The sequence below is a fragment of the Rhizobium sp. BG4 genome, from assembly GCF_016864575.1.
Taxonomy (GTDB): domain Bacteria; phylum Pseudomonadota; class Alphaproteobacteria; order Rhizobiales; family Rhizobiaceae; genus Rhizobium.
The window spans coordinates 108,247-129,589 of sequence record NZ_CP044126.1 but is presented as its reverse complement, the minus strand read 5'-3'; the positions used below and the strand labels follow the sequence as shown (position 1 = coordinate 129,589).

Sequence of the window (21,343 nt, the reverse complement as noted above, 5' to 3'; positions counted from 1 at the left end):
CGCGTAGCCGCTATAGCTTCAGGGGAAATCTACGGTGAAATGCCGATAGAGGCGAGCCGCAATCTTGGGCGCTTCAGGCCTGTCCGCTGGCCAGCGTCCCCTGGACCACCGAAACCAGCCGGTCCCCATCGAAGGGCTTTCGCAGAAAACCACCAGCGCCTTTGGCCCGTTCCTCGTCTACGATCTCGTGACGACCAGTGATCAACAAAACCGGGAGGTCTGGGTTCGCGTTGCGGACAGCGTCTCGCAGCTCGAAGCCGTCGAGCCCGGGCATTCCGATGTCAGTGATCAGCAAATCCACACCTTCAAAGCCGGCGGTCAAAAATGAGGCAACGGAAATGAAAGTGCGGGTGTCATACGCCGCCGATTCCAAGAGATCGGACAACGAGGCAAGCACGTTCGGATCATTGTCGACGATCGCGATCAAAGGCGGGTTCGGCATTTCTCTACCTCGACAGGCGGGTCAGGACGTTGCCACGACATCGAGTGGCATGGTGAAAACGAAACACGCTCCGTGCGGTTCGTTCTTTTCGGCCCATAACTGCCCGCCGTGGGACTCGACGATCGAGCGAGAGATGGCAAGCCCCATCCCCATCCCCTGCCCCTTGGTCGTAAAGAACGGTTCGAAAATCTTGTCGGGAAACTCGACACCCGGACCCTGATCTCTAACTTCGATCCGCGCCATCTCCCTCTCGCGGAACACTCGAACCTCCAGGAGCCGGCCACTCTCTACCGAGGCCATCGCATCCATGCCGTTGCGCATGAGGTTTATGAGTACCTGCTGAATTTGGACCCGATCGAACGCCGCGGGCCGTAGGCCGTTCTCGATTTCGACAACCGTCTTGACGCTACGGCGTCCGGCCTCCTCAGACACCAGGTCACGAGCCAACCTCACGACAGCGGCTAGCTCTGTGCTGTTCCGCTGGTCCGTCGATTGCTTGAACAGTGCGCGAATACGGCTCACGACATCCGCCGCGGTATTCGCGCTTTGGAGGATGCGGTCCAATGATCTCTGAGCGCGCTCGATGTTTGGGGGTTCGGCGGTAAGCCAGCGCTGGCAGGCGCTGGAATAGTTGACCACCGCTGAAAGAGGCTGGTTGACCTCATGCGCGATCGAGGCCGACAATTCGGCAAGACTTGCCGCCTGGCTGGACCTTGCGAGCTGCTCCTGGGCTCTGATCAGTTCCTCCTGGGATCGAATCTGATCCTCGACATCCAGGCAAATGCCGTTCCACTGTATGATTTCACCAGAGTCATTTCGCATAGCCGAAGCGCGATTTTCCACCCAACGGTAGACGCCATCGAAACGCCTTAGACGGTGGCGCAGCGAGTAAGGTTCACCGGTGGCAAGGGAACGAGCGTATTGTTCCTCTGTCGCAGCAAGGTCGTCGGGGTGGATCAGCGATTTAAATGTGCCGCCGGGTACAGCCAGAGCGCTATTTTCCGCGACGTCATCGCCCAGGTACTCGTGTAGTCGCCGGCTACGATAGATATGCTCCCCGTTCGGCGATGCGCAATAGATCAGCCCAGGCAGGGTCTCGACAAGTTGCTGCAGGTGGCGCTCGCGCTCACGCAGTGCCGCTTCGGTTCGTTTGTAGACATCGATGTCCAGCGCCGTGCCGTACCAACCGGTGATGCGACCGCGTTTGTCGAACGTCGGTCGAGCCGCGGCCCGGTGCCACACGAACGCGCCATTGGCACGGAGAACCCGGTATTCGAAGTTCCAGTGCTCGCCGGACTTGAGCGCTCGTCGGAGGGTTTCGCCGGCTCTTTCGCTGTCATCAGGATGTGTGCCGCGCTGCCAGCCTTGCCGGCCGCCTTCCAGGAAAGGCTTTCCGTCGAGAAGGACGTTCAGGTCGACAAGGGTCATGGCAATCGAGGTCTGTGCGGTCGGAGTCGCATATGTGAATTGCCCGGTCGCGTCGATCGCCCAAGCGCCTCCGTACAGCTTCTCAATGGCAAGAGCCGCCTGAACGGCATCCCCGGTGGTTCCAATCGAGCTGGCGACGGTCCACGGCTCATCCTGCCGAGCCACTGCCGGATCGATATCGGCGTTTACACCATAGTCGGGCTCGACGCGGAACTCGACCCACCGGTAGCTACCGTCCTCTTGAAGCTGCCGGTAACTGCTGATCTGCGGAATCCCGTGGAAGAATGCCCGCGCCGCCGCTTGCTCGACGGTGGGTCGGTCATGAGGATGAACCTGATCCATTGGAGGAAGCACATCCTGCGACGGAAAATCGGCGACGTTGTCCGCCGGCTCCGCACGGGTCGGCGGGCTCACGTCGATTACCGAACCGTACCATCCCGTAATCGTGCCGTGCTCATTGCGTGTCGGCTGGCCGCTGCACCGTGCCCAGGCATACGTGCCGGTCGAGCGAAGCATCCTGTGCTCGACATTGTAGTGCTCACCCGTCTTCAACGCTCTTTGCCAGGCGTCAGTGGCGGCAGGGTAGTCATCCGCATGGACGAGCCTGCCCCACCCAGGACCGCCGTCGTCCGACGAATTCAGAGCTTCCAGGCTCGTTCCGAAAAACTCCAGTGCTGCCGGTGTAAGGTATGCGAAAACACCTTGAGCATCTGCAGCCCATGCATTGCCGTTGACCCGTTCAACCAGTTTGGCGGCGGAGACCGCATCCACATTGCCCGGCGTCGATGATGTATCAGCCATCGTTGATGCTCCGGCGAAACTCCATATCCCTCAAACTCAATCTCTTCTCATTCGACGTCGCCATTCGCCGGTTCGCCTCCAGAGGTTCCACGGGCCATCCGAGGCCCTTTCTATATGGAAGCAAAGAGCAAGAACACCCTGACCTACCGGCGCTGGACGTCTCTTTCGAATCCAGTCGGCGATCAATTCTTCGCAAGCTCGCATGGGATACGTCCAGTCGGGATTTGGACTGTCTTCCCGCTCCTTCCGCAAACGCGCCAACTATACGCAAGTTTGGCTGGCGCAAGTCGGGCGCGTTTGAGAACGCTTTAACGCCCCTGCTACCGCAATCCCTTAGGAGAAAGCCATGACCTCTCGTTTGATCTCGACCTTATTCGCATGCTTCGTCGCATCGCCGGCCTTTGCCGGTGGAACCGGCCCTCAACCGGCCGAGCCAGCGGCCCAGAGCTTCACGCTCGGTGAATTCCGCATCACCTCATTGAGAGATGCGTTGAATATCGTACCGAACGACGGCTCGATATTCGGCGCTAATGTGGGGCCGAAGGCGGTAACCGAGGTCCTGTCGAGGGCCGGAGGACCCGGCGAAACAATCAACCTGTCGGTTGATGCCCTTCTCGCACAGAAAGGAAGCGAAGCTATTCTCCTCGACACTGGGTTAGGTCCGGCCATCCCTGGGGCCCTTCCAGGTAGTCTCTCACTTGCGGGTGTCTCGCCCGACCAGGTCACGCGGGTATTGATAACCCACGTCCATGGTGACCATGTTGGTGGTCTCGTCACCAAAGAGGGAAACCCGGCATTCAAGAACGCCGTCGTGATGATTTCTGGCCCGGACTGGAAATGGCTCCAGCAGCAACCTGAAATGGCAAAACTTTGCAATGCCATCGCATCGCAGGTGAAGACATTCGCCCCAGGAGACGGCGTCTCGACTGGCATCACATCGGTACAGATACCGGGCCACACGCCTGGCCACGTTGGATATCTGATTGAGTCCAAAGGCCAGTCGCTATTGGACGTGGGCGACACGGTTCACAGCTCCGTCGTTTCCCTTGCAGAGCCTGACTGGGATATGGGGTACGATAACGATCGTGTGGTTGGACGGACTAGCCGACGAGACGTTCTGACGAAGCTCGCTGCCGATCACCAATTGGTTTTCGCTCCCCATTTCCCCTACCCAGGGCTTGGATGGATCGGTTCAAAGGGCGATCAGTTCGAATGGCTTCCTAAGAAGTAGGAAGGCCCCATATCGCAGAATGAAGTAGTCGGGCGCGGACCTACATCGCCGCGCCCGCTAGTGACTGCGCTTCCCAACCATGGTGACGTGCTAGTCTACGCGGATACTCTGCTCCATTGCGTAGCACTGGTCCCAAATAAACGTGTCGAACGCGGCCAGAATGCCCATCCATTTCGGCGTCATCGACGCGACACACTGTCCGGCAACGCGCGCCGTATAATCGCCGACCAAGGCCCACGCGTTGACCGCCTCGGCCTGAGGGAGATTGATGCCGTAGGGTTGGCTCTGCAATGCAGCGCTCACGGCGGCCTTGATATCGTCGTCAAACTCGATCTGCAGTTTGACGTCCGCGTGTGTGCCGATGCGACTCACATGGCCGCCAACGAGTTTTTCAAATGGGTGCTTGTCGAGGTCGCGCACCTGCTGAAAATAGCCCGGCACATCCTGGGCAACGCCAAATCGGCGATACGGCATCCAGCCGGGGAAGACCACGTCCACGAACATGAGCACTTTCTGCGACCGAGCGTAAATCATTATATTGCCCGGCTCATGGCCATTGCCTGGATAAGACAGCTCGAGAACCTGCGGTCCGAGCCTGAGCGTGTACTGATCTGAGAAGGTAACCGTCGGTATCGGACGCTGTGGGTCAGCGTCACGTTCCAACAATCGCTTTGTCGCCGCGTGAGCGATGATGACCGGCGTTCCCCCGAGCCCGCCCGCACCACCGATGTGGTCGGCATGCGCGTGACTGTAGATGAGATGGGTGATGGGCTTGTCCGTGACCTCGGCGATGGCTTGCTTGAGCTTGCGGGCATAGGATGGCGGAGCATCAACGACGACAACACCTGTGTCGTAGACCATGAACATTGACTGGTAGGAGTTGTCGGTGACCATGTAGAGCCCTGCCCCAAGGCTTTCGATCCGATAGCCTTTCGCTTGGTCGATCTCGGGTCCACGCGCCGCAGCGGGAATTTTCATGAAGGTCGCGGGTCTGGTTCCGATCGGCGCAATCCCGTAGGCTTCACTTGTCGTGCCGTTCTGCCCTTCCTGCGCCTGCATCGGTGCCGACATCAAAATCGCGGCAACCAGAGAAATGGTTTGGGCAAGTTTAGTCTTCGAGAGACACTCAAGTTTCATGGGAGGGTCCTTGGTCATCAGGCGCTCCCGAAAACCGGGCAAGAGCGATCCGCTTATCGCGCTCTGGATCGCCCCAAGACGGTGCGAACAACCCTGACGACAAAAATGGCTGGTGATAAGGAAACGGGCGAGATGACATCGCTGTCCAATCTCGCCCGAAGACGCAGAAAATAGAGGCTGACGGTTTCCGGAAGCGGAAACGATCCGGACGGCTACGCTTGGGAAGCGAGCCAGGCCTCGAAGGTGATGGAGCCGAGTTTGGGCTCAGTGCCGACAGGTACCAACGAGTTCGGTTCGAGCCTTGAGCCGAAGTAGCTGGCTTCGGGGTCACCAACGACCTTACTACCGTTCCCCTTCGCCTTCAGATACGACGTCATGACGTCGACTGTCCTGAAGGCCTCGGGCCCGGCAACGTCGTTGGTCTGGTTCTGAGCTTTCTCCAGCGCTGCCTCGGCGACGAACTTCGCGACGTCCTCCGCGGCTATCGGCTGCAAGTAGGCGGTGGAGACCGTAACAACGTCGCCCTGCGTCGAGGTGTACGCGATGGCGTCCAGGAATTCCAGGAACTGAGTGGCGCGTACGATCGTGAAAGGCACACCCGACGCATTGATGATCTCCTCCTGAGCCAGCTTGGCCTTGAAGTAGGAGTTCGTCGGAAGCCGATCGATGCCGACAACTGACAACGCGACCCAATGCTTGACGCCGGCACTCTTTGCTTCGCGAGCGATGTTCGTCGAGGATTTCGTGAAGAAATCGAGGACGGCGGCTTCCTCGAAGGACGGCGAGTTAGGCACGTCGACAATGACATCGACTCCTTCCAGGCTCGCGGCAAGCCCCTCGCCCGTCACTGTGTCGATACCGGTTCGACGCGATGCGGCGATTACCTCGTGTCCAGCATCCTGTAGAATTTTGCAGACTTGCGAGCCGATAAGGCCACTTCCACCGACAACCAACGCTTTCATTGTAAACTCCCATGAGCCAGCTTATGCTTCGAAATGTGAAAACGCGAAGGTGTCCAGCGCGCTCACATTGCATCGTCCCAGAACAATGGGTCAGGCATTAGAAATCCACCTATACCTTGGTTTACTAACGCGTCTCGCCTTGACCGGGCTTAAACTTACTTCACATAACAGCGTGAGTTCCGAGCTTTGATCGGGCAACAAAAAGTCGAGACCTGATCCGCAATCAGGCTTTGCGTTTACAACCATGTCTTTATACGAGAAGCACATGTCCCTTGAGGGCCTATTCGACAGACTCGACGACCTAGACCCAGGTTCCCTTCTGATCGATATGATGGACGAGTTTCAGAACGCGTTGCCAGTTGGGTCGGAGTACGAAGCGTCCGCTTTGCGCGTCAGTGTGGAAACGGCCAAATGGAGCGCACGACAAAATCCCGACGTCGCTGTCAGGTACTGCCGTGAGCTCGATTGGAACCCGCGTGACCTGGCCGTGATGATGATCATGCAATGCTCCAACGTCTCAATGACCAGCGGAGAATTCATCTCGACGCGGGGTGTTTTGACGGCGCAGGGAGAAGGCTTCCGTGTCGTCACGGAGCACTGCCTGCGTGTGCTCGTGGAGAATGGCCGGATCACCCAGGAGATCGCGGAGATCGAGAGGGGAGAATTGGAGGCCGACATTCGGGAGACCGATCCAGTCTTGGGGCCGTCTTACAGATCATAGCGGTCAGCGTTCGCCGCAAATCCTCTGGATATCGAGACTGACGGGCTTTCCCTGCCTGTCCTCCGAAGGCTACGAGCCACCAGCTCTCTAACTCGATCTCTTCAGAGCCAATCTCCGATAGCGACGAATCTCGTGCGGAACCTTGTGCGCCGACGAAGGCCATAGAACCTAAGTTTGGATTACCCGGCGTCGAAGCGCCCTGTAGCGTTTTCCTGCCATCTGCGGGGTCCTGGCCAGTCGGGCCGAGAGATTCCCGCCCTCGCAACCATACGCAAACTGCATCATGGCGAGGAGAAGCGATTGGCCAAGCGTCGAACCAACACAGGAGTGCGTTATGTCGCAAGCACCAACCGAAAACCATCCGTCGGCTGTCAAGCAGCTGAAAGTACCGGCGGAAACAACTTTCCATCCCGGCAAGAAGGGAGCCGAGGAGCTGGTGCCCTCGCGCTACGCCCTCAAGATCGGTGATATCGACGTCATGGTCGTCAGCGACGGCGTCCTGCCCTTGCCGACGGAAATGATGGGGCACAACGCCGATGCCACCGTCCGTGCGAACTGGATGGCCGACATGTTCCTGCCGCCGGACGCCTTCGATTGGCCGCTCAACGCGGTCGTCGTAAAGAGCGGTGACAAGACCATTCTCATCGACGCCGGCCTTGGCCTCGATCCGAACCTGAACCTTCCGCGCGCCGGTCAGTTGATCCAGCGCCTGCAAGCGGCCGACATCGACTTGGGCTCGGTGACGGACATCGTCCTGACCCACATGCACATGGACCACGTTGGCGGACTCGTCGTCGGCGGTATCAAGGAACGCCTTCGTCCTGACCTGCGTATCCACGTTGCGCAGGCGGAAGTCGATTTCTGGGAAAACCCCGACTTCACGAAGACGCGCATGCCGGACGGTTTCCCGAACGCACTTCGCGCGACGGCCAAGCAGTTTCTGGCCGACTACCGCGGCAACCTCCGGACCTTCAAGGACGAACAGGAAGTCGCTCCCGGTGTAACCGCCCACCGCACAGGCGGCCACACACCGGGCCACAGCATCATCCGCGTCGCCTCGGGCGATGAAGCTCTGACATTCGCCGGTGATGCCATCTTCGCCGTCGGCTTCGATCAGCCCGAATGGTTCAACGGTTTCGAACACGATCCCGAGGAGGCCGCCCGTGTCCGTGTCAAGCTCCTGCACAAACTCGCCGGCACCGGTGAGCTTCTCGTCGCCACCCACCTGCCTTTCCCTTCCCTCGGCCGTGTCGCCGTCGCCGGCGACGCGTTCCGTTGGGTCCCTGTCTTCTGGGATTACTGATAAAGTCACCAATCCCGAGACTTCGGAGCAAACGGCCACGGCACTCCCTCCCTCCAAGCGAGGTGCGTGCGGCGGCATTTGCGGCAGCAGTAGCTGTCCGAGGTTCAGAGCAAGCTCGGATGCCCGGCAATAGCCGGGCATCCTTTCTCGTTTCCGCTAGACGTTCCAACTCTGCTCGCCATCCGCCAACGAGGTTCATCCGAGGTCAGAAGTGGTTCCGGAACTTTGCGAGGTTTTCATTCATGAAGCGATTGGCAACGTGCTGCTGCGGCGAACTCAAAGCGATCACTGATGCGTCACCGGTCATGGTCGCTCTCTGCCATTGCCGATCCTGTCAGCGCCGGACCGGCTCCGCCTTCGGTGTGGCGGTGCTGTTCAATTCAGAAAATGTAGAATGCTCCGGCCAGGCAAGCTCCTATACGAGGGCCGGAGACAGCGGCCACGACGTGACTTTCCAATTCTGTCCATCATGCGGCACGACCGTATATTGGATGCCGGATGCCTACCCAGGGCTAACGGCCGTCGGTCTCGGCTGTTTTGAAGATGCGTCCGGCCTTGAGCCTGAGAAGGTCGTATACGGCCATTTGCGGCATCCGTGGGTAAACTTCCAATCGGAACTATGACGCTGGTGGGTTCAGGCCACCTCTCGAGTGCCGAACTCATTCGAGTTCGGCACTCCAGACGGCCACGACTAATGCAACTCCCTGTCATTCAAGCGAGGTCGAAGGCCGCACTTACGATGATCTTGACGCCGTCACCGACGATGGGATACTTGGCGCTAATCCCGAACTCTGTTCGACTGATAGTCGCCGAAGCTTCGAAGCCGATCGTCGGCGCTCCCTTGAATGGGTTGGTTCCAGCTCCGATAAAATCGATTCCAAAGGCGACACGCTTGGAAATCCCATGTAGCGTGAAATCACCCTCGAATACGGCTCGACCGTCGCTGGTCAGTTTGAGCCCGCTCCCAGCCAAGATGATGCTGGGATACCTTTCCGCATCGAACCACTCGGCGCTACGCAACTCTTCGTCGAGGTGGCTGCTGTTGGTCCTCACCTGTCCGGTCGGCACCTTGACCTGAAGCGACGTATCGTTCGGGCGCTGAGGGTCGATTTCCAGCCAACCGGTCGGCCCCATGAACTCTCCCCAATAGTTGCTCACCCCGAAATGCCTGACCTTGAAAAGGACCCTGGTGTGCATTGAATCGACCACGTAGCGGCCCGCAACAATCTTGCGGGAATTCGTGTCAATATTCAGTGTCGCCGGCATGCTGTCGGTCATGGCTGAGCCCTTTCGAAATCGACTATTTGGACGTCACGACCGACGACCAACTGGTCTCGAAATTTAAACAGCTGTTCGTTGAGGGCGTCAGACAAACAATAGTTTGTGTTGACGTAGACCTCACTTGCCAGACGCCAGCATCAGAACGACCGCCCCAACACCTCGGCGTTCAAATACGCCGAGGGTGGCATCGATGCGATAGTCGCAGACACCACCTCTTCCCGAACAGACTGGAGGGATGTGACCATGCGGTAGTAGGCATCCACGAGAGGCAGGTCCTCCCAAAGAATTCCAAGCCCGAGGTACCGTAGCCTGACGAGGCTCACGCCCCAGAAGATATCGGCAAGCGTCAGACTGTCGGAGCATAGCCAATCCGTCTTGCTTTGCTGAAGATCGACGTTGAGCTGCACGAGGCGGTCTCGTGCCGATTTCCGAATTGCCGTCTGGAAAGCGGGATCGTACTGCAGCGCCTTTCCCCCGCTTTCCTTTGAAATCTTTGCCCGGTAGGCCTGGGCTATTTCAGGGTCGTCCGAGTGACGGACAACAAGAGCGCCAAGCGCCTCGAGCTTCTCGTCGTACACCGTTCTCATGGCTTCCTTGATCTGAGGAGGACGGCGATCCCCCTCAGGATTGAACCCATAGAGAAGGCCCGGATGCGGGGTAAGGTCCACGGCCTCAAGCTGTCGCAGCACCTGTTGCCTCTGTGCCGCCGCTGCCGGCATCAGCGGCTCTGCGCCAGGTAGAGCCGCGTCGATGTGAACGCATATACGCAGGGAGTCCACGATGACCTCCCCTGTTCCGAGATCGACGAGCGTCGGCACGGCACAGGCGTCCAATCCGCACGTCGAGACCGACGACATGCCCGAGTATCCATCTGCCAGGGTGACTGCAGCTGCGGCCTGCCCGAAACTTCGTAGGCGGACATAGTCGGAACCATAATTTTCCGCCGCGACCAGTGCGCCGTTTTGATCACGGCTCGCTAGGATCAGCATTTCGTTCGATTCATAGGCTGCGCCCCGCTGAGAAAGTGTGGCCCTCACCTTTTGTGAACAGAACGACATAGCCGCATGGAAAAGGACGAACCGGCCGGCAGCCTCCCCTTTAGGGCGACGCTGTACTCCTGCCCGCTCGCTATCCGCTATGCAGGCCCTCGCACGCGCTATCAATGAATCCAATTGAACGCTTTCCATGCCAATCTCCGATGCCGCGCATGGATGACCGCTCGCCGTTGGCGATCTCAAGGCGACTTGTTGTCGTTGAACGAGGTGTTCGCCAGCTGCGAGGCTGGCGTATTGTTGTCAGGCTACCAAGCCCCGTGCCGTCCAAACTTCAGGAAACGGAATTTCCCACATGGTGGGGAGGAGCCACTGGATTGCATCGACGCCGTGATACGCCGGCCGCGAGCCGAATGTACGACGTGTTGCCATAAGGTGGAGGTACTTCCAGTTCGTGAATTCCACCGCGATGTCGGCAAGTAGCTCGGCACAGGTGCGCCAGTGATCCGCCGGATCATCGCGTCGGTAGATTTCCGCCCAAATGGCTTCGATTTCCTTGTTCGGCTTGTAAGCCGCAGCGTGGTCGGGCTTGAGGTAGGCTTCAGGAACAGCCTTCCCGTCACGCGCCAGCGCCGCCAGGATGTCGTCATAAAGACTGGGCGAGTTGAGCCGTTCCGTCAGCTGCTTGTGCCTCTGCGGCTGCGGCTCGAAGTGTTCAAGCGACGGACGGTCCTTCACCCCGAGAAGAAAAGTCATTTCGCGGAACGTCCATCCCTGGAGCGCGGTATCCTTGCCGTGCCTCGCACCCAGACCCTTGAGGATTGGCATCAGTTCCGCCGGCGTAAGCCACGAGAGCGAGCGCCAGTTGGCGTTGAATGCCTCCATGTGGCTGACGATACGTCGGAGGACGCGATTGGCCGCAGCGATGCGATCGCCGCGAAATTCAGTCTGCGCGGTCACCAGCTCCCGGGTGATCAGCGCCCAGTAGATTTCGCTGATTTGGACGTTGGCCAGGAATGCCGGCTCTGCCGGACTGTCGCTGACGAAGTCCTGGAGGGTGTGAAGGACCTCGGTCTGGACGTATCTGCTGTAAGGCGTGTGGCCGTCGCCTACGATCGGCTGGTTTGTCCCGGTATCGCTCATTGTTCCGTCCTCTTATTGGCTTATCGCTGCCGGCTGATTACATCCGGTCGGGCCAGCGTAGGACCAATTATCAAGGTCGGACAGGCGGCGGTTCTTCGACTGTGCGTTCAAAAAGCTGAACGATAAACCAGTGGAGAACATGCGGCCGACAAACGGCCGCATGCATAGGCGATTGCTTACACGAGACCTGCCTTGTCGAGCCCGAACGCCTTGTCGGCGGAGCCAGGTACCGCGCGGAACGCGACGCTCGCGCGGTTCCAGCTGTTGATGACCATGATCTGGAACGTCAGGTCGGAGATTTCCTTCTCGGAAAGCTGTCCGCGAACCTTCTCGTAGATTTCGTCGGAGACGCCGCCTTCCGGGAGCTTCGTCAGTGCTTCGGTCCATGCGAGCGCGGCGCGCTCGCGGGGGCTGAACAAGGTCGACTCGCGCCATGCCGCGAGATGGTAGAGACGCAGTTCACGTTCGCCGTGGATTTTGGCTTCCTTGGAATGCATGTCGAGGCAGAATGCGCATCCGTTGATCTGGGAGGCGCGAATGTCAACCAGGTCAAGGATGGACTGCTCGATGGAGCCCTTCTGCACTTCCATGCTGAATCCCATGAGGCTCTTGAAAAGCTCGGGAGAAACCTGCGCGTAATTGATCCGCTGTGTCATCGTCTTCTTCCACTTTGATTTCGTTGATTACCCGCTCGACCGAGAGGTCCGCGGGGCAAACAAATCGTGGGTCACGACGCGCAATCGGGATAGCTATACACGCGTTGGGGTTTAACGCGAGGCACGGTTCCGGCAGCGCAAAAGCGCCGCCGGAACCGTCGGTCTAAGCTGCCATGAGTTCAGTCGTCGGTCCGAAAAACTCATAGTGAATACGGTCGGGATGGATACCCGCCTTTAACAGCCCCGGAACCAGTGCCGCGAGGAAGCCCTTGGGACCGCAGAGGTAGAAATCTGCCGCTTCGAAGGGCGTATTCTGCTTCAACCAATCCACGGTGACGAAGCCGTCATGATCATGAGACAGCCCTACCGCATCGTCGGCGTGCGGCTCGCTGTAGAAGGTCTGCACCGTCGCGCGGCCGTGATCGGCCGCCAGTGAGCGAACATGCCGGTCCATGGCGTGGGTCTGGCTGTTCAACGCCGCGTGCACGAAGTGGGTCTCCAGTTCTGGGTACTCGGTCGAAATGGCCTCGAGAATACTCACCATCGGCGTCAATCCGACACCACCCGACAGCAGCACGACCGGACGCTGAGGCTCTTCCGGTAGATAGAAGTCGCCAGCCGGAGGTGTGACTTCGAGCAACGCGCCGACGTCCATCCGGTCATGGAGGTATTTCGAGGCACCCTGCCCGTTCACCTCTCTCTTGACGGATATGCGATAGGTCTCATTGTTTGGCGCGCTAGATATCGAGTAGTTGCGCTTCACCGTCTCCCCAGGAGCGATCGGGAGCCTGATCGTCAGGTATTGCCCGGGCTTCTGCCTGATGACGGGCCGGCCATCGACAGGTCGCAGGACAAACGAGGTCACCACGCTGCTCTCCCTGATCTTCGCCTCGATCCTGAACGAGCGCCATCCGTTCCAGCCCCCGGTCTGCGCCTCCAGCTGCGTCCGGATTTCGAGCTCCCGCTCCTTGAGGATATCCGCTAGAAACCAGTACGCCTCTCCCCACGCTTGGAGCAGTTCCGCAGTCGCGGCCTCTCCCAGCACATCCTCGATCGCCGACAGCAGTGCTTTGGCGACGAAAGGATAGTGCTCGGGCAGGATGTGATAGCCGATATGCTTATGGGCAATCCTCTCGACAACGGGAACAAGCGCCCCGAGGTTTTCGATATTCTGTGCGTAGGCCAATATCGCTCCGGCGAGCGCCTTTACCTGCGACCCTCCCTCGCCCTGGTTGGCATGATTGAACAACTCCCGGATGTGATCGTCCTGGAAGAGGATGGAATACATACGCCGGGTGATATCCGACCCGTGGGCCGCGAGCGCGGGAACACTGAGTTTGACGAGTTCTATCGTCCGTGGCGACAGCGGTTTGGGCATGGGTTTTCCTTTCGTTTCAATAGGCCAGCGAGGCCGGGTTTTCGTCGTAGAATTCAAAGGTGAGCGCGACCGGACCTACGATCTCAAGACGGTGCGGCTTGTTTGGATGAACCAAGGCCGGTGTGCCCGCGCGCGTTACGTGGCCTACGGATGTCTCGCCGCCGAAGAAAAGGATTTCACCGGCGTGGACGCGAAGGATGCCCCAAGTGCCATGGTCGAGACGGTGTTCTCTCAGAAGCACCGCGGGCATGTTCCCTTCCGTGAATTCAGGCGACGTCTTGAAGGGGCGTAGTGCCGAGCTTGGCGCGTTCGCCCTAGACCCGGGAAACATTGTCGTCCGAAACCGTGTTGCAATCCTCGCAGCCTTGGCCTGGAGCACAGAGGCGTCTTGTGCAGAGAGCAGCTCGTCGGTCGTCTCTCTCCACAACAGCAGCCATCGGTCAAACAGCTCCGGCCTGAACAGGTCCGCATGGACCAAATGCATGGCGAGAGGATTTCCCTTGTACTGTCCCGTCATCAAAATGACCGACGCCCAAAACTCGCTGATCCTGGCGAGGTGTTCGTCCCAGTCTTCAACAACCGAAAAAACCGGCGCGAGCTCATGGTCGATACGAACACGATCGTAGAACTGCCGAACCACCTGTTCGATTTTGCGCTGGTCGAGCCCATCCATGACTTCGCTCCTAAAACATTCATCTGAAATGCATGTATATCCTCGATGCGAAACATGCTATTCAAATGCATGTTTTTGGCATGGTCCTTTTTGACGCAGGAGCATCGATGCGCCTCACCCGGTACACAGACTACGCGATCCGCGTCTTGATTTTTCTGGGCGCTCGAGAAGGAGAAATGTCTTCGATCCGTTCTATAGCCACGGCCTTCTCGATCTCGCAGAACCATCTGATGAAAGTCGTCCAAGACCTTGCCGCAGCCGGCTTCATCGATTCAGTTCGCGGGCGCAATGGCGGCATTCGGCTTTCCCGACACGCAACCGACATCAACCTTGGAGCACTGCTCCGGCATACCGAAGGCCTTACCGATTTGTTGGATTGCCCCTCATGCATGGTCAGAGGCGGATGCGGGATGCCAAGCATCTTGTCCGAAGCCACGGCTGCTTTTATCGGGGTCTTCGACAAGTACACCGTTGCCGACCTGGTACAACGCAGGGAGCTCCTACGCTCACTTCTCGCGGCGTGAACGCGCTCGCATTACCCGCCCCAACAATATGGTTACAATCGTCACACAAATACCTACCCAAATGCTCGAACTTTTCAAATTAAACCATTGATAAAACTTGATTAAATATCGAGATGCTCTAGCTCTCTGAATTGAATTTTCGCTCATAATTTCCAGCCAGACGCAAGCTCCTCTGCCTAGCCGTTGGACGCGCAACGGAGATTGCACACTCCGTTAGGCTGATAGCAACGAGGTCATGCCTTCGCGTCTGTTCCGACGCCCGCCCCTACGGAGCGTCGGAACAGCCACTTCATTCTCGAAGCACGATGGAAGGTTAGCCTCATGATTTCCGCGCTATCGCTCGCCCGCAGCTATTCCGCACGCCTTGCACTTGGCGTCCTGCAAAGCAACTCGACGAAAGAGACCGACACAAGTCCCGCGTCGAAGCTGCTAAGTTCGCTCGGGTTCCAGGACACGACATCCACCCGCCTTGATTCCAAGACCCTGTCCGTCATCCTACAGGCCCTGCAGAACCAAAGCGAAGGTTCGTCCGCCGGCGGCTCCCAACAGCACGCGACGGCCACAATCGGCTCGAGGGATTTCATGACGAATCTCAAAGCTCGACTGACCGATGGCGGCAGTGATCCGATGAGCTACGTCAATGACCAAGCGATGCTCCAGGCGCTGAAGGATGGGACCCTTACCGTCACTAATCCGGCCACCGGAGAAACATCGACGGCGTACGACCCCGCCAACGCGAAGAGCGGGTCGAAAACGGAGAAGGCCGAACCGAAGGCCTGGAACAAATTTCTGGACGAGCACCTCAAGCGAGATGCCAATGGCAACTTCGTAAAGTCGCCGGACGGCTCCTATGTCGACGCCAAGACGGGACAGAACGCCTACTTCGACAAAGTCGACGAGAATTACGTCTATTTCACCTGGCCCGGCAAAATGTCGGCCCACGTCTAGCGGCGGACTAAGCCCGGTGCGGATTGCCGTAAACGCATGCGGAGGGAAACAGCGCAATAGAACGTTGGTTTACCTCCGTTTGGGGGCGCGGATCGTGTAGCTTCGGTCAATGTTGCCCACCAACACTACCGCGTTGTCCGACCTGACCTCCGAAGCGGAAGCATCGTTCGCCGCCTCGATAGCTGCCAATGTCCTCGCCGATGCTCCGCTGGTAGCCAAGCGGCTTCACTCCGAGGCGGAGCGGCAGTGGTATCGGGTCAGCGGAGCGAGCGGGCAGTCGGTACTCGTCCTCGCCGCAAATACTGACCCAGACATCAAGTGGCTTGAAGCGGTATCTCGAGAGTACGATCTCCTCAGCGCTTTCCCGAAAAATCAGGGCATTCTCCATCCGGTAGGCAACGGAACAGGCGCACAGCGGCTGGGAATGGTTCTGCACGATCCCGGCGGCGTCCCACTGTGCCGGGATTTCGGTACCCAAGAGTGGGAACGACTTTCCACCGGCGAAAGGCTGAACGTGATATGTCAGACAGCCAAGGCGGTGCGACTCGTCCACGAGAGCGGGCTGATCCATGGTGACATCCGGCCTGAGAATTGCTTTTTGAAGGCAACAGGTGAGATCGCCCTGACCGGCTTCGGGCGAGCGGGACGGCTCCGCGCCGCGTCGACGCCATTTCCCGGCGTTTCGTTGGGAGCGCCCGCCTACATGTCGCCCGAGGAGACCGGGCGAACCAACCACCATCCCGACCATCGTAGCGACCTCTACAGTCTCGGTGTGACAGTGTACGAACTGTTGACGGGAGCCCTGCCCTTCGCAGCGGTCGACGCCCTGGGATGGGCCCATCGCCATCTAACGAGCCTAGCGCCAAAGCCCAGCGCCAGGAACCACGGCCTTCCTCCGCAAATCGACGCAATCGTGCTCAAATTATTGGAGAAGAACCCGGAGCAGCGATACCAGTCGGCTCGGGCGGCGGAGAGTGACCTACAGCGCTGCCTGACGGAATGGTCGTCGGTAGGCAAGGTCGATCGATTTCCGGTTGCCCGCGGCGACCTGTTCCGTCACTCCGGCTACGAGGCAACCTTGTACGGCCGCGACGTCGCTCGCCAACGCCTCCTGAACTCAGCGGAACGAGTAGCCGCCGGCGGTGAGAGTGAGCTCATCCTCGTGACGGGACCGGCCGGGATCGGGAAGTCGTCACTGGTCGCCGGCGTTCATCAGACTCTCGTGGGCCGAGGGTTTCTCTTCGCCCAAGGGAAATTTGATCAAAACAGATGGGAAACGCCGTATTCCACAATCGTCCAGGCTTTTCGAGGCCTTGTTCGACAGTTGTTGGCGAAAGACGAGCTCGAGCTTGAAGAGTGGAGGACAAGCTTCACCAAAGCACTCGGGGACAACGCCGGCTTGATGGTCGATCTCGTCCCTGAACTGGCACACGTCATCGGCGGTAGTTCAACCACCATCATCGCCGAGCTCACGACGGCTGCGGCGCGTTTTAGATACCTATTCAAAGCATTCCTCAGTGTCTTCGCCACCGCCGCGCATCCGCTCGTAATATTCGTCGACGATTTGCAATGGCTGGACCCAGCGACCCTGGAGTTGATCCATGGCCTGCTTATGGACAATCAGCTCAGTCACACGCTGATCGTCGTAGCGTATCGCGACGATGAGGTCGCCCCGTCGGACCCGCTCTCCGCTGTACTGACCGATGTCAGGAAACTGCCGGTCCGTGCGACCGAAATTCGGCTTGAGAAATTGCCCATTCCCGACCTCGAACGCATGCTGGCGAACATTTTCTCCTGCGCTTCGGAACGGGTGGCCAACCTGGCGACCATCGTCGGCCAGAAGACAGGTGGGAACCCCTTTTTTGCCATCCAGTTCATAAGGAAGCTGGAAACGGACGGCTTACTGACCTTTCATTCGGAAACGTCCGAATGGAACTGGAATGATCAGGAGGTAGCAGATCGAAGTGTCACGCAGAACGTGGCACAGTTGCTTGGAGCCCAGCTGGACAGTCTCCCTGAAAAGACAAGAACCGCATTGGCCGTATTGGCCCTATTGGGAAACTCGTCAGACGTTGGGGTTGCCGCTCTAGTTCTCGGGATAGCGGCGCAGGATTTAGAACCGATGCTGCGGCCGGCCATCGAGGCGGGGATGGTTCGCGTCTCATCCGGCAGAGTGTCGTTCGTCCACGACCAGATTCAGATGGCAGCACACCACTCAATCGGAGACGGGCAGCGTATCAAAGAAGAGCATCTTAGGATCGGCCGCGTCCTGCTCCCGAACTCTGAACACCAGGGTTTAGATGACAGGGTCTATGAAATCGCGGGGCATTTCGACAAGGCCCTTGATCTTGTTTCGGATAGCGAGCGCTTGTCAGTTGCCAATGTCCTTCTCGCAGCCGGCGAGCGCGCAAAATTGGCCAGCGCCTACACCGCCGCCCAGTCGTATTTCGAAAAAGGGTTATCCGTTTTAGATCGACGAGATGACGGGAGCAGACCCCTGCGCTTCAAACTGGATGTGGGGATCGCAGAGTGCAACATCGTGAATGGACAGCTCCGCGCCGCTGAGGAGCGCCTCATCGGCCTCATGGAAGGAACAGATGAGTTTGCGGAGCGTGCCTCCGTGATCTGCCTGACCGTGCTCCTTTTCTTCTCCACTGGCCGCAATGTCGAAGCCGTCGATACCGGGGTGAGGTTTTTGGCAGACGCCGGAATTGGCTGGCCGGTTCAGCCAAGCCACACCGACGTCGTCAGCGAATTCGAGGAGCTTCACCGCCTCCTGGTCAACCAACCGATCGAAGAGCTCGTTGACTATCCCCCGATGACCGACCCTCATATCATGGCTTGCATGGCCGTGATGACGGAGGTCTTCCCGGCGGCTTACGCAGTCGATCGGCGGTTGATGGAATTCCTTCTCCTGCGAATGACCGTCCTCAGCCTGCGACATGGGCTGTGCGACAGTTCGAGCGTCGCGTTTTCCGCACTGAACATGGCACTGGGGGTCCAATTCGGCGACTACTCGACCGCCTACAAGTTTGGAGAACTGTCGCGAAAGCTCGTCGATCAAGGTCTCGCCAGCAGATACAAAGCCCGTGTCTATTCCCTCTTCGCCGGCTTTGCTGTTCCCTGGATCAAACCCTTGGCCGTCAGCGCGCCTCTTACGGAAGAGGCTTTCAATATTAGCACAGCGACAGGCGACATGGCCTTCGCCGCCTATAACGCGCGCAATCACATCACTCATGAACTGATGTCAGGGAAACCACTAGCTGAGGTCCAGGAGCGCGCCGAGGATTCCATAGCATTTGCCCGTTCCATTGAACTTGGCCTGCCGCACGAGAAGTTCTTCAGCCAGGCGCGCCTGATCAGGAGATTGCGTGGGCTTGAGACGGCAGCGAACGGAGAACTCGACGCGTGGGCGTCCGGCAATGCGGAGCCGCAGCCGGGCACCGCGATGATGATCTGCTATCACTGGGTATTCCGGTTGATCGAACACTATCTGACGGAAGACTTCGCATCCGCGCAGCTGGCGGCCGCCCGCGTCGAACCGATCAAGTGGGCAATGCGATCGTCGATCGAGGAGGCAGAATACGAATTCTACGCCGGCCTCACGGCAGCTGCTCTAGCTGGGCGCGAAGAGAAGCGAAGAACAAGGAAGCCAAATCTTGATGCGCTTCGACGGCACCATGCCCGCCTGACAGAATGGACAAAAGGATGCGAAGTCACGTTCGCCTGCCGCACGACGCTGCTCGCAGCCGAACTCGCTAGATTGGAAGGTCGAAACCCGGACGCCCAGGGCCTATACGAAGATGCGATCCGGACCGCGAAAGCGAATGGTTTTATGCAGGTCGAGGCTATCGCCAGTGAATTGGCCGGCAGCTGCTACATGACGCAGGGACTGGATATCGCAGCTGACGCATATCTGAAGCGCGCGAGGGAGATGTATTTGCGGTGGGGTACCCTTGCGAAGGTGAGACTTCTGGACCTGCGCTTCATCAACCTGTCCAACCGTGCGCTCTTACCTCAGTCACATGACTCGTTGACCTTGCCGGTCGCGCAATTGGGCCTTGATGCCGTCGGAAACGCCTCTCGCGTACTGTCCAGCGAGGTAGTGCTGGCCAGTTTGATCGAAAAGCTTATGAAGCTCGTCGTGCAGCACTCGGGCGCGGAGCGCGGTGTCTTGATGTTGCTGTCCGACAGCGACCTATACATCGAGGCCGTCGCGCTCACGCGGGAAACGGAGATCGAGGTCAGACAGGACCGAAGGCCGCCCACCGCGTCGGAAGTGCCGTTGTCCGTTCTTCAGTTCGTCTTGCGGTCGCAGTCACCTGTAGCACTTCATGAGACTGTGTCGGGCGTCCTCGACCCGGGCGACGAGTATTTTCAGATGAACCGCCCGCGGTCGATCCTATGCGTGCCAGTTTTCAATGCCACAAGTCTGATTGGCCTTCTCTATGTCGAGAACAACGTCGTTTCCGATGTCTTCTCCCAAGACCGGACATCAGTGCTGGATTTTCTCGCGTCCCAGGCCGGGATATGGCTTGGGAACGCCAGACTGTATTCCGAGCTCCAAAGAAGCGAGGCCTGGTTGCGTGAAGCGCAGCGGCTGAGCCGAACAGGCAGTTTCTATTGGAGCGACGATCTGGACAGGCTTGAATGCTCCGAAGAAATTTACCGTATCTGCCAACTCCCCGCTGATCACTTCCTGACCATCGGGGGACTGGGTGAGCTCGTCCAACAGACGGAGCGAGCGGATTTCCACGAACTCGTCGATGCCGCTCGACGCCTGGGAACCAACATAGACCGCCAATTCAAACTGCAACTGGCTGACGGAAGTTTCCGTGACGTCCGTCTTGTTACGCGGACGGGATACGACAGAAATGGTAGTCGTCGGCATCTCGGGTCTTTGCAGGACGTCAGCGAAATGCAGCGCACCCAGGATGTACTCGCCCGCGTCAGCGCGGAACTCGCGCACGTTTCCCGGACGGCAACATTGGGAGTCCTCGCGGCGTCTATCGCGCACGAGGTCAGTCAGCCACTGCTTGGCATCGTGGCAAACGCGGAAGCTTGCCAGGTAATGCTCAATTCCGAACCGCCAAACCTCGATGGCGCGCGGAGGACGGCAGCCCGCAGCCTCAGGGACGGAAACCGTGCGGCAGAGACCATACGGCGCTTACGCGGCCTGTTCGGCACCAGAGCGCCCATGGTCGAGTCATTCGACCTGAATGACGTCGTCCGCGAGGTTCTCACTCTCGCCGGGAACGAGCTCCGGACAAACAACATTCTCGTCCGCCAGTCGTTTGCGCATGAACTCCCGCCAGCGTCGGGAGATAGGGTTCAAGTGCAGCAGGTCGTGCTGAACATCCTATTGAATGCGGTCGATGCTGTTCAGTGCCTGCCGGGAGGAAGATCGATCAGTCTCTCCACAACTCTCCACGGCGACGATGAAATTCGCGTCGATATCACCGACAACGGTTGTGGGTTCGGTCCCGAAGGTTTCGAGCGCCTGTTCGAAGCCTTCTACTCGACAAAACCCAACGGCATGGGAGTTGGGCTTTCGGTCAGCAAAGCGATCATCGAAAATGTCGGCGGGGAAATTTGGGCGGCGGCAAATTCCGACGGAGGCGCGACCTTTTCTTTTACCCTCAAACGTGCCAGCAATTCACTTGGCAGTCGAAGCAGCACTGAAGCGAACGGCATATTGCCAGACCTCAGCTCCTGAATGGGGA

Annotated in this window: 17 protein-coding genes; 7 read left to right on the top strand and 10 right to left on the bottom strand. The window is 58.7% G+C overall.

Features of this window, described 5'->3' with window-relative positions; genetic code table 11:
* Positions 1-73: 73 nt before the first annotated feature.
* Both F2982_RS20770 and F2982_RS20765 read right to left on the bottom strand, forming a co-directional pair.
* A complete protein-coding gene (locus F2982_RS20770; protein ID WP_203430718.1) occupies positions 74-442 on the bottom strand; it encodes a response regulator in 369 nt (122 codons plus the stop codon).
* A 21-nt stretch (positions 443-463) separates the two neighbouring features.
* Positions 464-2,671, bottom strand: a complete 2,208-nt coding sequence (locus F2982_RS20765; protein ID WP_203430717.1) for a PAS domain-containing protein — start codon at positions 2,669-2,671, stop codon at positions 464-466.
* Positions 2,672-3,017: 346 nt separating this feature from the next.
* On the opposite strand from F2982_RS20765, the gene F2982_RS20760 reads away from it, so the two are divergent.
* Complete coding sequence (locus tag F2982_RS20760; protein ID WP_203430716.1) at positions 3,018-3,902, top strand: MBL fold metallo-hydrolase; 885 nt, start codon at positions 3,018-3,020, stop codon at positions 3,900-3,902.
* Positions 3,903-3,992: 90 nt separating this feature from the next.
* Here the strand turns inward: F2982_RS20760 and F2982_RS20755 are convergent, their stop codons facing one another.
* Positions 3,993-5,057, bottom strand: a complete 1,065-nt coding sequence (locus tag F2982_RS20755) for an MBL fold metallo-hydrolase (protein WP_246777627.1) — start codon at positions 5,055-5,057, stop codon at positions 3,993-3,995.
* A gap of 194 nt (positions 5,058-5,251) precedes the next feature.
* The gene (locus F2982_RS20750; protein ID WP_203430715.1) at positions 5,252-6,001 is read right to left on the bottom strand and encodes an NAD(P)H-binding protein; all 750 of its coding nucleotides are present in this window, start codon (positions 5,999-6,001) and stop codon (positions 5,252-5,254) included.
* 265 nt (positions 6,002-6,266) lie between these two features.
* Between F2982_RS20750 and F2982_RS20745 the strand changes: the two genes are divergently transcribed.
* The 3 genes from F2982_RS20745 to F2982_RS32200 all read left to right on the top strand — a co-directional run bounded on the left by F2982_RS20745 (position 6,267) and on the right by F2982_RS32200 (position 8,648).
* A complete protein-coding gene (locus tag F2982_RS20745) occupies positions 6,267-6,722 on the top strand; it encodes a hypothetical protein (RefSeq protein WP_203430714.1) in 456 nt (151 codons plus the stop codon).
* A 334-nt stretch (positions 6,723-7,056) separates the two neighbouring features.
* The gene (locus F2982_RS20740) at positions 7,057-8,025 is read left to right on the top strand and encodes an MBL fold metallo-hydrolase (protein ID WP_203430713.1); all 969 of its coding nucleotides are present in this window, start codon (positions 7,057-7,059) and stop codon (positions 8,023-8,025) included.
* 119 nt (positions 8,026-8,144) lie between these two features.
* A complete protein-coding gene (locus tag F2982_RS32200) occupies positions 8,145-8,648 on the top strand; it encodes a GFA family protein (protein WP_348652525.1) in 504 nt (167 codons plus the stop codon).
* An 88-nt stretch (positions 8,649-8,736) separates the two neighbouring features.
* On the opposite strand, the gene F2982_RS20730 is transcribed toward F2982_RS32200, so the two are convergent.
* From F2982_RS20730 to F2982_RS20705, 6 genes are all read right to left on the bottom strand, one after another.
* A complete protein-coding gene (locus F2982_RS20730; protein ID WP_203430711.1) occupies positions 8,737-9,303 on the bottom strand; it encodes a YceI family protein in 567 nt (188 codons plus the stop codon).
* Positions 9,304-9,443: 140 nt separating this feature from the next.
* Positions 9,444-10,493: a glutathione S-transferase C-terminal domain-containing protein gene (locus F2982_RS20725; protein WP_203430710.1), complete on the bottom strand. Its 1,050-nt coding sequence runs from the start codon at positions 10,491-10,493 to the stop codon at positions 9,444-9,446.
* A gap of 108 nt (positions 10,494-10,601) precedes the next feature.
* Positions 10,602-11,441, bottom strand: coding sequence for a tryptophan 2,3-dioxygenase family protein (locus tag F2982_RS20720; RefSeq protein WP_203430709.1), 840 nt, complete (start codon positions 11,439-11,441; stop codon positions 10,602-10,604).
* Between the two features lie 176 nt (positions 11,442-11,617).
* On the bottom strand, positions 11,618-12,097 hold the full coding sequence (locus F2982_RS20715) for a carboxymuconolactone decarboxylase family protein (protein ID WP_203430708.1): 480 nt from the start codon (positions 12,095-12,097) through the stop codon (positions 11,618-11,620).
* A 163-nt stretch (positions 12,098-12,260) separates the two neighbouring features.
* Positions 12,261-13,475, bottom strand: coding sequence for an NO-inducible flavohemoprotein (gene hmpA / locus F2982_RS20710; protein WP_203430707.1), 1,215 nt, complete (start codon positions 13,473-13,475; stop codon positions 12,261-12,263).
* A 16-nt stretch (positions 13,476-13,491) separates the two neighbouring features.
* On the bottom strand, positions 13,492-14,148 hold the full coding sequence (locus tag F2982_RS20705; protein WP_203430706.1) for a DUF1971 domain-containing protein: 657 nt from the start codon (positions 14,146-14,148) through the stop codon (positions 13,492-13,494).
* Positions 14,149-14,180: 32 nt separating this feature from the next.
* On the opposite strand from F2982_RS20705, the gene F2982_RS20700 reads away from it, so the two are divergent.
* The 3 genes from F2982_RS20700 to F2982_RS20690 all read left to right on the top strand — a co-directional run bounded on the left by F2982_RS20700 (position 14,181) and on the right by F2982_RS20690 (position 21,336).
* On the top strand, positions 14,181-14,672 hold the full coding sequence (locus F2982_RS20700) for an Rrf2 family transcriptional regulator (RefSeq protein ID WP_348652524.1): 492 nt from the start codon (positions 14,181-14,183) through the stop codon (positions 14,670-14,672).
* Between the two features lie 321 nt (positions 14,673-14,993).
* Positions 14,994-15,620, top strand: coding sequence for a hypothetical protein (locus F2982_RS20695; protein WP_203430705.1), 627 nt, complete (start codon positions 14,994-14,996; stop codon positions 15,618-15,620).
* A gap of 109 nt (positions 15,621-15,729) precedes the next feature.
* On the top strand, positions 15,730-21,336 hold the full coding sequence (locus F2982_RS20690) for an AAA family ATPase (protein WP_203430704.1): 5,607 nt from the start codon (positions 15,730-15,732) through the stop codon (positions 21,334-21,336).
* Positions 21,337-21,343: the final 7 nt, after the last annotated feature.